This is a genomic window from Acidicapsa acidisoli (genome assembly GCF_025685625.1).
In the GTDB taxonomy this organism is placed as follows: Bacteria; Acidobacteriota; Terriglobia; order Terriglobales; family Acidobacteriaceae; genus Acidicapsa; species Acidicapsa acidisoli.
The window spans coordinates 1808853-1822936 of sequence record NZ_JAGSYI010000001.1 but is presented as its reverse complement, the minus strand read 5'-3'; the positions used below and the strand labels follow the sequence as shown (position 1 = coordinate 1822936).

Sequence of the window (14084 nt, the reverse complement as noted above, 5' to 3'; positions counted from 1 at the left end):
CATCGAAGGACTCTATGGCTGCCGCTTCGGCTGATGTTCAGGCTTGCACTTCGTATCCGTCAACGTCTCCCGATTCTGCAGTGGGCGAGGTTGTGCGGGAGGGACTTTCGCAGACTCCTAAACAGCTGCCTCCATGGCTGTTTTATGACGAAGCAGGGTCGTTGCTGTTCGAACAGATTACCGGGTTGCCCGAGTATTACCTGACGCGTATCGAGCGCGGCATCTTTGAGCGTTGCGCGGCAGAGATGATCGCGGCCGCCGCAAACGGAAAGCAGCTGCGCGTGGTGGAGTTGGGCGCCGGATCGGCAGATAAAACGCGACTGCTCCTCGCTGCTGCGACAGCACACCAGGGAATCGTGGCGTATTACCCCGTCGATGTCTCGGCGACGGCGCTTGAGTCGGCGCGCGAGCGGCTGGAACGTGAGTTGCCTGAAGTGATCGTTGAGCCCGTCGTAGCGGACTACACTCGGGGACTGCGGCTGGAGGCGTGCGTTACAGGCGAGCAACGGCTGGTGCTATTTATCGGCTCGAGCATCGGGAATTTTGATCGGGACGATGCGGCGACGCTTCTGCAGGAGCTTCGCGCAGCGCTGGAGCCGGGAGATAGTCTGCTATTGGGAGTGGACCTCGCTCCGAGCCCGGCGTCTGCGGCTGGAAAAAGCGAAGACGCATTGATTGCCGCCTACGATGACACCCTTGGAGTTACGGCCAGATTCAATGGAAATATGCTGGATCGGTTGAACCGCGAGTTGGGTGCGGCGTTTGATCTGGAGGCATTTCGGCACAAAATTCGATGGAATCATGAGGAATCGCGAATCGAGATGCATCTTGAAAGCTTGCTGGAGCAGACAGTGCGAATTGGTTCGCTGGGGATGGAGATCGAATTTGCCCGTGGCGAGACAATTCACACCGAGAACAGCTACAAATACCGGGAGGGTGAGGCTGAGGCGTTGCTTCGAAATGCAGGATTTGAGCCAGAACGCCGGTGGAGCGATGCAGGCGGGTGGTTCGCGGTGTATCTGGCAAAACGAAGTTGATAGTTAGGCTCATCCCGGCACGAAAGACGTGCCGGGATGAGTACCCATGTTTCCGTTGGAACTACGATTGGGGATGATCGAGCCGGACGAGCAGGATGTCGTGGCTAGGCAGTTCGATCGGTTCGTTGTTGGTAAGTGTGACCGTCTTTCCTGTCCAGAGGTTCTTCCCGGTCTGCTCGCTGCCGAGGCCAATTCGAGCAAGATCGAGGTGGAAGGGATGCGTGGAGAGTCGGTCGCTGCCCACGTTAATTACAGCAATGGCCAGCGCGCCGCCTTGCAGTTCACGAGTCCAGACTTCGACTTCGCCATCCGAATAGGCGTGCTTTCCTTGCTTGCCCAAGGAATCCTGATCGATAGCAATTACGTCCTTGTTGGTCAGGATGGCTTTGATTGCGGGCTTCATGTTAGGCAGATCGTTACCGGCAAGGAGCGGCGCGGCCAGCATCGCCCACCAGCTGAAATGGGTGCGGTTTTCGGCCAGCGTGAGTTTGCCGTTGCCGACTTCCAACATGTCGGGATCATTCCAGTGACCGGGTCCAGCGTATTTCTCCAGCCCTGATTGCTGACTGGCAATGGCGTAGATCCGGTCCCAATGCGGGTCAATGTCGCCGGTTGTACGCCAGAGATTTCCACCAAGTTGGGGCGCCCACTCCCAGACAGAGTCCCAGCCATACTGGCAGAGTGAAAAGACGATGGGGCGGCCAGTCTTTGCCGTCGCGTCCTTGAGAGCTTTTCCCATCTTTTCGTAGGCAGCGATCATAAGCTTCATCTGCGCGGCTTTGTCATTCGGAGCCTGCTTCTGCATGACGTCGGGGATGAAACTGCAGAGATCGTATTTGAGGTAGTCGAATCCCCACTCCGCGTACATTTTGGCGTCCTGCTCCTCGTGGCCAAGAGAAGCTGTATATCCGCCGCAGGTTTTGTTTCCGGGGCCAGAGTAAATGCCTATCTTTAATCCCTTGGAGTGGACATAGTCTGCGAGAGCCTTCATGTTGGGGAATTTGGCGTTCGTTTGCAGAACGCCGTTGGCGTCGCGCTTGTCCTCCCAGGTATCGTCGATGTTGACGTAGATGTATCCGGCATCCTTCATACCGGTGGCGACCAGTTGATCGGCAGCGCCACGGATGTCTTTGTCGGTGACTTTATCAGCAAAGAAGTTCCAGCTATTCCAGCCCATCGGCGGGGTTTGCGCTACCGGGGACTGGGCAAGAGCTGTGGTCGCAGAGAGAACGGCAAGGGCGAAGAGCGGTAAGACGAAGCGTAGACGAGAGTGCATCGACTGGGACCTCATTTAGATTGGGACCTCATTTTGAAAATGTTTACAGAATTGCACGAATTACAAGTTGCGAGTTCCTGTTGAAGCGCTTTCAGAGCTGGCCGCGCCGATAGTCGCCGCTCTTGCCGCCCGACTTGGACTCCAGTTGGATGTTGCGGATAACGATGGATTTATCCAGTGCCTTGGTCATGTCGTAGATGGTGAGCGCGGCGACGGAGGCTGCGGTCAGCGCCTCCATTTCTACACCCGTAGGGCCGCTTGTGGCTACTGTCGCCTGGATTTCCACGCCAGTTGTTGTGATTTCGGTGGTGACGTCCGCAAATGTAAGTGGCAGCGGGTGACACATCGGAATCAGCGCCGAAGTCTGCTTGGCGGCCTGAATGCCCGCATAGCGGGCAACTTCAAGCGGATTGCCCTTGGGATTCGCCGGGAGGGCGGCGAGGACTTCAGCGGATAGCTGAACAAAAGCGGAGGCAGTTGCCTGGCGGCGGGTCGTCGATTTTTCGCTGACGTCCACCATGCGCGCACGGCCGGCTGCGTCGAAGTGGCTGAGTTGGGGGTCGCTGGATTCCGACATTTTTTCTCCCGCTGACAACAGCTAACAGCTTAGCGGAAGTCAGCGGACCCACGACACCCCGAGATTTGCCTGGGAGCGAAGGCGCTCGGATAGCTGCCCGGCATGGTGGGCGGTATGCGGATATTGTAGAACTGCAATTCCAGCTTGTTGAAGGGAAGCCAGTGGAAACCCGAGGGTGCGTCGAGATCGAGGACTGCCGTTTGCCTGTCAACCTCGCCATGGCAGAACTCGACATACTCGCGCAACTCGGCCTGCGTGTACGGTATCTCAGCGATATGGATCTCGTTGGGACGCCACGGAACCGTGCCGAGGAAGTTATATTCGGGACGATGATGCGGCCACGGCGTAAATTCAGACTCTCCCGGAGCCAAATAGAAATGCGTGTAGAAGAGTGCGTGGTAAGCAATATGCCAGGAATGATTGGGAGACGCGCCCGATGCGGAGAGCGAAAGCGGCTCCGGGCATAGCTCAATCGCCTGTTCCAGCATCTTGAGGACTGCGTGATATTGGTTGGCGATAGTCTCCTGAATACTCATGCGGCACTCCCTTCTTAGGCGGATAAGGGCCGCGATGGAACCAGTTCGAGCAGAGATGCTGAGCGGCGCGGCTGCGGATGAAAGCTGGCTGAGCGGTGCGCGATGGTGAGTTTTTCGCGGTTGAGCAACTTGCGAATCTGTCCACGGGCGTGGTCGGCCCACGGACCGCTCTTGTCGAGCCGCACGTAGGTCTGCCAATGCGTGAGGGCTCGGCGGCGTTCGCCTTTGCGCTCATACGCGAGAGCCAGGTTGTAGTGCGCATCGGCGTAACCCGGAGCAAGGAAGATGGCCCGGCGGTAGGCGAGGATGGACTCGTCGGGGCGTTCGAGTTCGTCGAGGACATTGCCCAGATCAAAGAACGCAAGTACGTAAGATGTGTCAGATTCCGTGGCGCGACGATAGAGCTCTTCGGCGCGGTCGTAATGCTTCTGGTGATAGTGGAGGGTGCCGAGGTTGATGAGCGCGGCGGTATAGACAGGATCAATGGCCAAAATCCTGCCGTAGATCTCCTGCGCCGCTTGTTTGCGGCCTCGTTCTTCCTGCTGGACAGCGTCGAGGAAAAGTCTTTGCAGCTCGGGATCGCGGCTGCCCGAGATGCGGGCAGCCGGAAGCATGGAGACGGTGACGGAACGCCTTCCCGAGGCGAGTTCGTTCGCGGACTCGAAGTCGAAGAGCAACTGGCGGCGAATAGGATCGACCATCGTGCCGGAGTAGCGGAAAGCCAAGCGTGCGCCGGTGCGGACGACCGCCGCTTCGAGCAAAGGATTGCTGATGCCGGAGACAGCCTGCATTGCCTGAACGGAGTTACGGATGGAGCGCGGGCTTATTCGGAGATGTTGCAGGTTGCGCAAGATGCGCAGCTGAGACAATTCTGGAAATCCGTACTGCTCCGCGGCGGGAATTAACCCGGCTCGCTCCCAGCCGAGCAACTGGCGGGAGCTGATTTGAAGAATCCTTAAAACATCCTGGCGACTATAGCGGGTCATCAATCGGGTAAAGGAACGGTTCACGATCTGGTGTCCACCCTTCGGCCGGGATTGAATCACCCCCAGTCGTAGTGGACTGAGGCGATTATGCCGCGATTATCCGTGGATATCGGCGCCCTAACAACCACCGCAACAAAAAATTCGTGGATAACTGGTACCTAATCTGGTTCATGGGACGGAATACCGAAGAATTCCTGCAATTGGGACAGGTTTTTCCACTTCGGAGCAGAGGAAGCCGAGCGTTCAGCTTTGCGAATCGCAGGCGGTTCTGATATGAAGATGTACGCCTATTGAATTTAGGGCAAGCGGCTCTGGAGGTTTTCTGCTGTGACGACTTCGCTTCGCATTCCAGACAAAAAACTTGCGAGATCCATGTCCCCATTCTGGATAACGCCAGCACTGACGGCTTTCGGTTTATTCCTTCTGCCTTCCTACCTACCCGGGCAATCCCCTTCGTCCACAACCGGCGTCGCAGCACTGCACAGCCACTTTATGACTCCGCCAGACGACAGCCGGATCATGATGCGATGGTGGTGGTTTGGGCCCGCAGCGACAAAGCCCGAGTTGACGCGTGAGCTTGAGCAGATGAAGGCAGCCGGGATCGGCGGAGTGGAGATTGCCAATCTGTATCCACTGGCGCTCGATGATCCGTCAACCGGCTTTCACAATACGCCTTACCTCTCCCCGGAGCATCTGGAGGCGCTTCGCTTTGCCGCTGAAGAGGCAAGACGGCTCGGATTGCGCGTGGATGTGACCCTGGGCAGCGGATGGCCCTTTGGCGGGCCTGAGATTCCGGTTACAGATGCGGCTGGCAAGCTACGCGTGGAGGAGCTCGCCGTAACTCCCGGCTCGACATCGGTTCAGGCTCCTTATGTAGACGCAGGCGAAGAAATCATCGCGGCGTTTCTGGTCGCTGGAAAGGCGACGACGGAGGATCTGGCCGGCGCAGAGCAGCTTGCGCCACCATCGTCGGGGTGGTACAAGATTCCCGCTGCCTCCGGCGCGCGAACAATCTTCTGCTTTCTGTCGAGCCGTACCGGAATGATGGTCAAGCGGCCGTCAGTGGGTGCGGCAGGCTTCGTATTGGATCACTACGACCGCACAGCCACAGAAACGCACCTGCACGCGGTCGGCGATCGGCTGCTTTCGGCTTTCGGCGATCAGCCGCCGTATGCCGTCTTCAGCGACAGCCTGGAGGACTACGCCTCGGATTGGAGTCCGGCGCTGCTGGCCGAGTTTCAGCGACGCCGTGGATACGATTTACGCCCGCACCTGTTGGCTCTCTTGATGGATGCCGGGCCGGAAACTGCGGCGATTCGCCATGACTGGGGCCGGACATTGACGGAGATGGCGGACGATAACTTTCTCGCTCCGATACATGCCTGGGCGCAGGAGCACCACACTCTGCTGCGTTCGCAGACCTACGGTTTTCCGCCAGTGACGCTGTTCAGCAACCGGCTCGCCGACTTGCCGGAAGGCGAGGGAAAGGCGACATTCCAGATGTGGCGCGAGTTCTCGGACACGCGCTGGGCTGCGTCCGCAGGGCACTTGTTCCATCACTCCGTGGTCTCGTCGGAAACGTGGACCTGGCTGCATTCGCCCGCTTTCCGGGCGACACCGCTCGATATGAAGGCCGAGGCCGATCTGCATTTCCTGCAAGGGATCAATCAACTGGTAGGGCATGGCTGGCCATATTCTCCGGCCTCGGCGGGCGAGCCAGGCTGGCGCATGTACGCCGCTGCGGCACTGAATGCGCACAATCCGTGGTATGCGGCGATGCCGGATCTGACGCGCTATCTGCAACGGGTGAGCTTTACGCTGCGGCAGGGCCAGCCTGTGAACGACGTTGCGCTGCTGCTGCCAAATGACGATGTCTGGGCCGGATTCTCTGCGGGGGTTCACAAGCGAGCTACACCGACTTCCCCGGCTGGATTCGATGAGTCAGGATCAAACGTGACCGTCGATGAGTCGATGGACAAGTTCCTCGGCAAAAAAGTGATAGCGCAGGTGCTGGATGCCGGGTTCAATCTCGACTTTATCGATGCCGATACCATCAACAACACTGGGCTGCAGTACAAGGTGCTGATTTTGCCCGCAGTGGACCGGCTGCCAGTGGCAACCTACGAGAAGATCCTCGACTTTGCCCAGCATGGCGGGATCGTAATAGCCACGCGGCGGCTGCCTGCTACCGCTCCCGGCTTCCTCCGTGCGCAGGAGGATTCGGCACGGCTCAAGGAGCTTTCGCAGACGCTGTTTCATGGAAACATCGCCTCCGCGCATTTCGTGGAGGACGAAAGTGCGCTCGGATCAGAGTTGGCAAGAGATATAGCGTCGGATATGACGCTGTATCCACGAACGCCGGAGATAGGCTTCCTGCACCGCAAACTGGCGGAAGGCGAATTGTATTTTGTCGCCAACACCTCGAATGAGACAAAGCATGTTCAGGCGCATTTTCGAGAGACAGCTCGCCACGCGGAGACTTGGGATGCATTCTCAGGCGAGGTATTCGGGATAGCTGATCCTCAGAAGATCGACCTGGAGCTTGCGCCGTACGAGTCGCGTCTGATCTTCTTTTCTGATTCCGCCATGACCGGCACTCCAAAGACCAGACAACAGGAGAGCCTGATTGCGGATTTGTCGCAGAAATGGGACGTCTCGTTCGGATCGACGGGAATCTCCAAAGAGATGGACCGTCTTACGTCCTGGACCGAGGACACACGTACGCAGTTCTATTCGGGACTGGCAACCTATACGAGAAGCTTTGCGCTATCGAAAAATGCGCCGCGTCGCGCTGGACGTCTCTTTCTCGACTTCGGTACGGGCAACCCTGAACCGCCTCCCTCGCCGCCGGGCCAGCACAACATGCGGGCCTATCTGCAGTCACCGATTCGCGAGGCTGCGCAGGTGTATTTGAACGGAAAGCTGGCCGGCGTCGTTTGGCATCCTCCGTACCGGGTGGATGTGACGGACTATGCTCATGGCGGCGCGAACGAACTGCGTATCGTTGTGGGCAACACAGCGATCAACTCGCTGGCCGGGCAGCCTTTGCCTGACTACCGGTTGCTTTGGGACCGGTACGGGATGCTATTTGTGCCGCAAGACATGCAGAATCTGAAACCGTTGCCGTCGGGGATGCTGGGACCAGTGAAGCTGTTGGAATCGAAGCCGGTGGAATGAGAGCGGAAGGAGATGCTTTGGTTTGATTCAGACATGATTACGTCCTGGATTCGGCGGCACAGACAAGGCGCGCCCGGATTGATCTCTAGATAGCGTTCAAATCACAGTGAATGGCTTCCAAAGTGAAGCGAGGGCGTGCCGTCAGAATTCATTTAGATAAATGTTGCCGTACTCAGTCACAATAGTGCGTCTACGAAGCAAAGGATGTGGGATATTCCGCGTAAAACCGGCGACCGCGCTTGAGACAACGCGAAGTGTATTCACAATGCGCAATAGCCATTTCATGTTCTTGAAACACTCCCGCCGCGCACATTGTGAAATTATGAACTTATTCGAATACGATTTATTTGAATTATCGACGGAATTTAATGATGACAGATCACTCCCTGGATGCCATGCCACTGTCGCGTGTCCGCGGTAACAGTTAGGAAAATGCATAAATCCGGAATGATGGGCGGAATCGTGAATGACAGTTTGAACGCATCGGAAGGGGCGAAATTGAGTCCCGACTATATCATCTGTGAATGCGCCCTGGAACCAATCCAGACATTGGTCTCGCAGTTGGAGCAGTCTTATTCAGTGGAAATTTGCAAGAGCCCGTCGGTTTGCCTGACGATGATTCCCGCAGAGGACTCCCTTGAACAACAGAGATTCTATCTAGGCGAAGCCCTCGTTACGGAGTGCGAGGTTACGGTCGATGGCCGCGCCGGCTTCGGGCTTTGCCTCGGCGACGAGCCTGTCCGTGCGTATTGCAGCGCTGTCGTGGATGCGCTGTTGTATTCCGGCCTTGAGACTCCATGCGAACTGGTTACCTTTCTTCGCGAGCAGGGCGAGATCGTCAGGTGCAGAGAACAGGATGAGTTCGATTTGATCCTCCAGACGCAAGTGGACTTCAAGCTGATGGAGGAGGCATGAGCACTCTCGCTGCTCCAAAACCGTATGACCGGGTCTTCGATGGACAGAGGCATTTCAGAACCCTACTACAATGCACTGCTCGGCCTGGCAGCATCGGTCATCTCGGCGAGGCAGCGCTGGATGTTCCATCGCAATTGAACCGCGGTGCAGCGTTCATTGCGCTCACGCTCTTCAGCGGCGACACTTCGTTCTACGTGGATCAAGGCGGAGAATCCACTTTGCATTTCATTCAGCGAGAGACCGGAGCCAACCCAACCTCTGCGCCACGCGCCGACTTCCTTATCTTTCCCTATCTCCAGCAGTCCGAAGATCGCTGGCTCGATGGCCTGCGTCAAGCCAGACTTGGCGAACTTGCTTATCCGGATCTGGGCGCAACGGTTGTCTTCCAGGTCGCGGCAATTTCTTCCACTCCGTTGCCAGACTCTCTCAGGCTGACGCTGACTGGACCAGGGATCGAAGTTGAAACGATAGTGTTTGTGCAGGGTGCGCCCGAAGCAGTGTTTGAGTCATTACGGGAACACAACGCGGAGTTTCCATTGGGAGTCGATGCCTTCTTAACCTGCGAGAGTATAGCCATAGGTCCATGCGTGTTGGCGTTGCCACGTTCGACGCGTTTGCAATGGGATTAGGTGTAGGTGCGCTTCAGCGGCTGATGTTGTAGTGGAGACGGGATGGGATATGTAGCAGTCAAAGGCGGACAGGACGCAATCGAGAATGCGAACAAGCTGGTGGACTACTTCCGCTGGCGAGGAAAGACCACCCCGATTGAACTAGACCAGGCACGCACCCAGATGCGGCTTGCCGTCGATCGGGCAATGGGCGAGGGTTCGCTCTACGCGCCTGCACATGCGGCCCTGGCTTTATTACAGGTAGAGGGGGATTCGTTTGAGGCGGCGTTTCATCTGCGCGCCTATCGCGCCACACTTGAGCGCCGCTACTTCGCTGAAGTCCTGAACACAAGAGAGATGTTTGTACACCGCCGCATCTCTTCCACCTTCCGTGAGATTCCAGGCGGTCAGATCCTCGGTCCCACCCGTGATTTCTCGTTCAGGCTCCTGAAGCCCACCTTGCTCAACGCGACTCTTGGATCTATTGAGAAGTTCATAGCCAATCTCCGCGACGAGGTTGACCCATCCAAGCTGCACGCCATCACCACCTACAAGAAGGTGATCGACATCTTTCTGCAGGAAGGCTGGATGAGCAAGCAAACTGGCTTCGACGAAGACCGGCGGGTCTTCGATGTAACGCGTGAGGCGATCAAGTTTCCCGTGCCGCGCTCCGGTACGCTGCAGATGTTGGCACGCGCTGAGACGGGTGCTTTGATGTGCATGGCCTACAGCACCATGCGCGGCTTCGGCGACTCTCACGCAACTGTGGGCGAACTGCGCGTGGGTGACGTGCCAGTGCGCATCGTAGACAAGCGCGGAAGGCGCCGTTATGCAGGCAGGATCAAAGTCACTGAAGCCGAGATGGTGGGCAGCGACGACCGCGGGCCAAAGAGCGCCGCACCTAAGCTTTCGATCGGTTACGGCCTATGCTTTGGCCAGAACGAAACCAAGGCGATCTGCATGGGAGTTGTTGAAAGCGCGCTCCGTGAGCCGAACCCGGACAACCCCGCCAATAACCAGGAGTTTGTCCTGTATCACACCGAGGTCATTGAGGCCTATGGATTCACAAATCATCTAAAGCTCCCGCACTATGTCACCTTCCAGGCCGATCTGGAGGGCTTCCGCAGAGTTGCCCGAATCGCCGAGGAAAAAGAAAGAGACGAAGTGGCCGCGATCGCGGGTGCGGAGGATAACGATGATTGAGAATATACGGTTTCAGGAGAGCTTCAACTACGCTTATATCGACGAGTTTACTAAGAAAGAGATTCGCCGCAAGACTCTGAAAGCAGTTTGCATCCCGGGTTATCAGGTTCCTTACTCCTCACCCGAGATGCCAATTTCACGCGGATGGGGAACTGGCGGGCTGCATCTCACACTATCTCTCGTCGGGCCCGAAGACGTGGTCAAGGTAATCGATCAAGGTAGTGACGCCAGCGTAAACGCCTGCAATCTACGCCTCTTTATCAAGGAGATGGCAAACTGCAACGTTACCTTCAACACGGCGGCCGCGACCGTTATTCAAACCCGTCATCGCATACCGGAAGAGATTCTGACAGAGAAGCAGATCCTCATTTTGCAGGTACCGCAGCCTGAGCCTCTCCGTGGCGTGGAAAGGCATGAAGCAAAAACGCGGACGATGCACGCTGAGGGCGACTACGCGAAGCTCTGGGTCACTCTCTATGAAGCGTACGTAAGGACAGGCGCGTTGCGCAGCGGGGCCGGACATCCGATCCTGGTGAACGGACGTTACGTTGCCACGCCATCCCCGATTCCGAGCTGGGATGTTCCCAATCTCAGCATGGCTCGTTGCCTGTATCTCTTCGGTGCGGGACGCGAAAAACGCATCCACTGCATTCCTCCCTTCACGCGCGTCGAACCACTGGAGTTCGAAGACATCCGCTTCAAGGTAGAAGAGTTTGTGGATGTCCATTGTTCAGTGTCGGGCAAGAACAAGGCATTTATGGATGAGGTTTACGCCGACGATTTCAGCCGGTCCTGGGTGATCAATGACAGCAACTTCCTGGACAAAGTGCGACAAGGTCCACGGCCTCCGCAAAGACTCTTCACCAACCCCGAATAGAAACGATGGCCGAGATGGATGACAACTGGCTGCTGCGTGTTCGAAATCTGACGAAGATCCACGGCGAGGCAACGCCTGGAGTGCTGGAACGTACCGGGCCGAGATTCGGCTCGAATATTTGTCCTCGCACGGGAGCAGTTGTCGCATGCAGCGACATTAGCTTCGATTTGTTTCCGGGTGAGGTGCTCGGCATCGTTGGAGAGAGCGGCTCCGGCAAAAGCAGCCTCGTGCAGATGCTCTATTTCGACCAGGAACCAACCTCCGGCGAAGTCAACTTCAAGGCCGTCGAAGACGGCGCAACCAATTTGTTCGATCTCTCCAACCAGAAGAAACGCTACATTCGGAATCACCTGATGGGCATGGTCTATCAGAATCCGCGCGACGGACTCAACTTCCGATTTTCTTCCGGCGGCAATATCGCCGAAAAACTGCTGATGGCGAGTGTCTTCAACGTCGCCAAGATTCGCGTTCGCGGCGCGTACCTCTTGAGCAAAACTGAGGTGCCGCTGAAGCGCATGGATGAGTCGCCAGCGCGCTTCAGCGGCGGAATGCAGCAGAGAGTGCAGATTGCCAAGGCAATCGCAAACGATCCGCCGTTGCTGTTACTCGATGAAATCACAAGCGGACTTGATGTTTCCGTGCAGGCCAAAGTCCTCGATCTAATCCGCGGACTGCAGCAGGATCTTGGTATCTCCATGATTGTCGTTTCGCACGATCTTGGAGTGATCCGGATGCTGACCGACCGCACCATGGTGCTGAAGAACGGCCATATCGTTGAGCATGGCCTCACCGACCAGATACTGCAAGATCCACAGCATGGATATACGCAGCTCCTGGTGAGTTCTCTGCTCTAACGAGATCCGTGCCTGCGGCGCATTAGAGGCAAAGAGGAATCGATGAAAAATTTATTGCAGATAGTGAATCTTGAAAAACGGTTCGAATTCCACATCCTCAATGGAAAGACAATCGACGCTCTGCATCGGGTTTCCCTGGAGGTCGGCGAGGGTGAGATTCTCGCTTTGACAGGAAAGTCTGGCTCCGGGAAGTCAACCATCATGAAGTGCGTGTATCGTACTTACCTGGCAAGCAGAGGACAGATCCTCTATCGAACGGCACAAGGCGAGATCGTTGATCTTGCAACGGCATTGGAGCACGCGGTGCTGCGGCTTCGCAAGACCGAGATGACCTATTGTTCGCAGTTTCTTCAAGCGATTCCGCGCGTCGCGGCGATTGATGTCGTAGCTTCCGCGCTGGTGCCGCGCGGGCGATCCATCGAAGAGGCCCGCCTTGCAGCCGGCGACTGCTTCGAACGGCTAAGTTTGCCCAAAGAGCTATGGGACAGCTATCCAGCTACATTCAGTGGAGGCGAACAGCAGCGCGTCAACATTGCTCGCGCGATGATCGCACAACCCCGCATCTTGCTTATCGATGAGCCGACAGCTTCGCTCGACCCAAAGACAAAGGAGGCAGTGATCGAGATGCTGCGCGAACTGCGCGAGACCGGTACCTCAATCATTCTCATCTCCCACGACGAACATACATTAGCCGCGCTGTCCGATCGCTCACTGCACCTTGAAAATGGACGTCTCAAGGATGCTGCTTATGCCTAGCGGGAGTTATGAAGTGTCTGCAACTCATACAAAATCACTGAAGGATGACCAGGGAGTTTAAAGAAGAGCCGTGACTGAAACAATTCTCACCAACGCCAGCATCGTTCGTCCCGATAAAGTCGAGAATGGATCGCTAGTCCTTGCAGACGGATGCATCGCCGATATCCTGCCACATCGCGTTGCCGATGGGATAGATCTCCATCGCGCGATTCTCATTCCGGGCATGATCGATATTCATACCGATTATCTGGAGCGCGAACTCAGTCCGCGTCCTGGAGCGAACATCCCAATCGAATTGGCAATGCACGTCATGGATATGCGCGCCCTCGGTTGCGGCCTCACCACCGTTTCCACCGCTGCGCGTATTTCGGAAGAGCGCGAAAACGAGACCGGCGCAGCGAACGTAGATGGATTGGCGCTGGCAAAGAGATTTGACGAGCTGATTCCTGACATGCGCGCTCGTCATCTTATTCATCTTCGGTGGAGTCCGAACTTCGAACCGGTTGAACCTGTCCTTGACCAACTGCTCGCACTCAAAAGCATCGCGAATCTGGTCTTTAACGACGATATGCCAGGCCAGCGCCAATTCCGCGATATCGAAGCTATGCTAAAACAGCACGCCAGCCTGCAGAAGACGTCCGTCGAAGAAGCGCGCCGGAGAATGCAGGAGCGCATCGAAAGAGTCGGCAAGATCAACAACCGAATGCAGGTCAAGGCGCATGTGCGAGGAAGAATCCCCCTGGGCAGTCATGACGATACTACTGTCGAGCACGTGATCGAAGCATTCGCATCGGGAGCCACTTTGAGCGAAATGCCGTGCTCGATTGAGGCCGCGCGCAAAGCCAAGGAATTAGGCATGATGGTCTGCATGGGGGCGCCAAATTATTATCGCGGCGGTTCCCACTGCGGCAATCTTTCCTGCCACGAAGCACTCGCGGAAAACCTGGTCGATATCCTTTGCAGCGATTATCATTTCCCGTCGATGCTGGCTTCCGCCGTACGCATGGCCGAAGCAGGCATGAAGCTTTCCGCGGCAATTAACCTGTTCACTCTGAATCCCGCGCGGCACCTTGGAATCGGCGACCGCACTGGCAGCATTGAAGTGGGCAAAGAAGCCGACCTGGTTGCCTTTCATCCACACAGAGGATTCGGGGATGTCTCCCGAGTCTGGGTTGGCGGCAAGGAACGCTATGCATCACTCAGGGAGCGGGATCTTGCCGACAATGCAACGTCAAAGCCGCTTCTTTATGAATCTGCCATGGCCTAAGGTGGATCGCCGTTT

At 56.7% G+C, this 14084-nt stretch carries 13 protein-coding genes; 9 read left to right on the top strand and 4 right to left on the bottom strand.

All coding sequences use genetic code 11. The features are described from left to right. Nucleotides 1-14 precede the first annotated feature (14 nt). A complete protein-coding gene (gene egtD / locus OHL23_RS07300) occupies nucleotides 15-1037 on the top strand; it encodes an L-histidine N(alpha)-methyltransferase (protein WP_263351129.1) in 1023 nt (340 codons plus the stop codon). A 61-nt stretch (nucleotides 1038-1098) separates the two neighbouring features. Here the strand turns inward: egtD and OHL23_RS07295 are convergent, their stop codons facing one another. From OHL23_RS07295 to OHL23_RS07280, 4 genes are all read right to left on the bottom strand, one after another. After that, nucleotides 1099-2313 (bottom strand): glycoside hydrolase family 27 protein, encoded by a 1215-nt coding sequence (locus OHL23_RS07295; protein WP_263351128.1) that lies wholly within the window; start codon nucleotides 2311-2313, stop codon nucleotides 1099-1101. A gap of 91 nt (nucleotides 2314-2404) precedes the next feature. Continuing rightward, nucleotides 2405-2890, bottom strand: coding sequence for a cyclic pyranopterin monophosphate synthase MoaC (moaC, locus tag OHL23_RS07290; protein ID WP_263351127.1), 486 nt, complete (start codon nucleotides 2888-2890; stop codon nucleotides 2405-2407). 29 nt (nucleotides 2891-2919) lie between these two features. Further along, entirely contained in the window at nucleotides 2920-3426 is a 507-nt protein-coding gene (locus OHL23_RS07285; RefSeq protein WP_263351126.1) for a hypothetical protein, read from the bottom strand. Between the two features lie 14 nt (nucleotides 3427-3440). Beyond that, a complete protein-coding gene (locus tag OHL23_RS07280) occupies nucleotides 3441-4436 on the bottom strand; it encodes a tetratricopeptide repeat protein (RefSeq protein WP_263351125.1) in 996 nt (331 codons plus the stop codon). A 303-nt stretch (nucleotides 4437-4739) separates the two neighbouring features. On the opposite strand from OHL23_RS07280, the gene OHL23_RS07275 reads away from it, so the two are divergent. The 8 genes from OHL23_RS07275 to OHL23_RS07240 all read left to right on the top strand — a co-directional run bounded on the left by OHL23_RS07275 (nucleotide 4740) and on the right by OHL23_RS07240 (nucleotide 14069). After that, the gene (locus OHL23_RS07275) at nucleotides 4740-7589 is read left to right on the top strand and encodes a glycosyl hydrolase (protein ID WP_263351124.1); all 2850 of its coding nucleotides are present in this window, start codon (nucleotides 4740-4742) and stop codon (nucleotides 7587-7589) included. Between the two features lie 390 nt (nucleotides 7590-7979). Further along, the gene (locus OHL23_RS07270; protein WP_317891653.1) at nucleotides 7980-8504 is read left to right on the top strand and encodes a phosphonate C-P lyase system protein PhnG; all 525 of its coding nucleotides are present in this window, start codon (nucleotides 7980-7982) and stop codon (nucleotides 8502-8504) included. Then, a complete protein-coding gene (phnH, locus tag OHL23_RS07265) occupies nucleotides 8501-9133 on the top strand; it encodes a phosphonate C-P lyase system protein PhnH (protein WP_263351123.1) in 633 nt (210 codons plus the stop codon). The genes OHL23_RS07270 and phnH overlap by 4 nt, the downstream gene beginning before the upstream one ends. Nucleotides 9134-9175: 42 nt before the next feature. Then, nucleotides 9176-10315, top strand: coding sequence for a carbon-phosphorus lyase complex subunit PhnI (locus tag OHL23_RS07260; protein WP_263351122.1), 1140 nt, complete (start codon nucleotides 9176-9178; stop codon nucleotides 10313-10315). After that, nucleotides 10308-11192, top strand: coding sequence for an alpha-D-ribose 1-methylphosphonate 5-phosphate C-P-lyase PhnJ (locus OHL23_RS07255; protein WP_263351121.1), 885 nt, complete (start codon nucleotides 10308-10310; stop codon nucleotides 11190-11192). Before OHL23_RS07260 ends, OHL23_RS07255 begins: the two co-directional genes overlap by 8 nt. 5 nt (nucleotides 11193-11197) lie before the next feature. Continuing rightward, complete coding sequence (locus OHL23_RS07250) at nucleotides 11198-12046, top strand: ATP-binding cassette domain-containing protein (RefSeq protein WP_263351120.1); 849 nt, start codon at nucleotides 11198-11200, stop codon at nucleotides 12044-12046. 42 nt (nucleotides 12047-12088) lie between these two features. After that, nucleotides 12089-12802, top strand: a complete 714-nt coding sequence (gene phnL / locus OHL23_RS07245; RefSeq protein ID WP_263351119.1) for a phosphonate C-P lyase system protein PhnL — start codon at nucleotides 12089-12091, stop codon at nucleotides 12800-12802. A gap of 70 nt (nucleotides 12803-12872) precedes the next feature. After that, nucleotides 12873-14069 (top strand): alpha-D-ribose 1-methylphosphonate 5-triphosphate diphosphatase, encoded by a 1197-nt coding sequence (locus OHL23_RS07240; protein ID WP_263351118.1) that lies wholly within the window; start codon nucleotides 12873-12875, stop codon nucleotides 14067-14069. The last annotated feature ends 15 nt before the right edge of the window (nucleotides 14070-14084 follow it).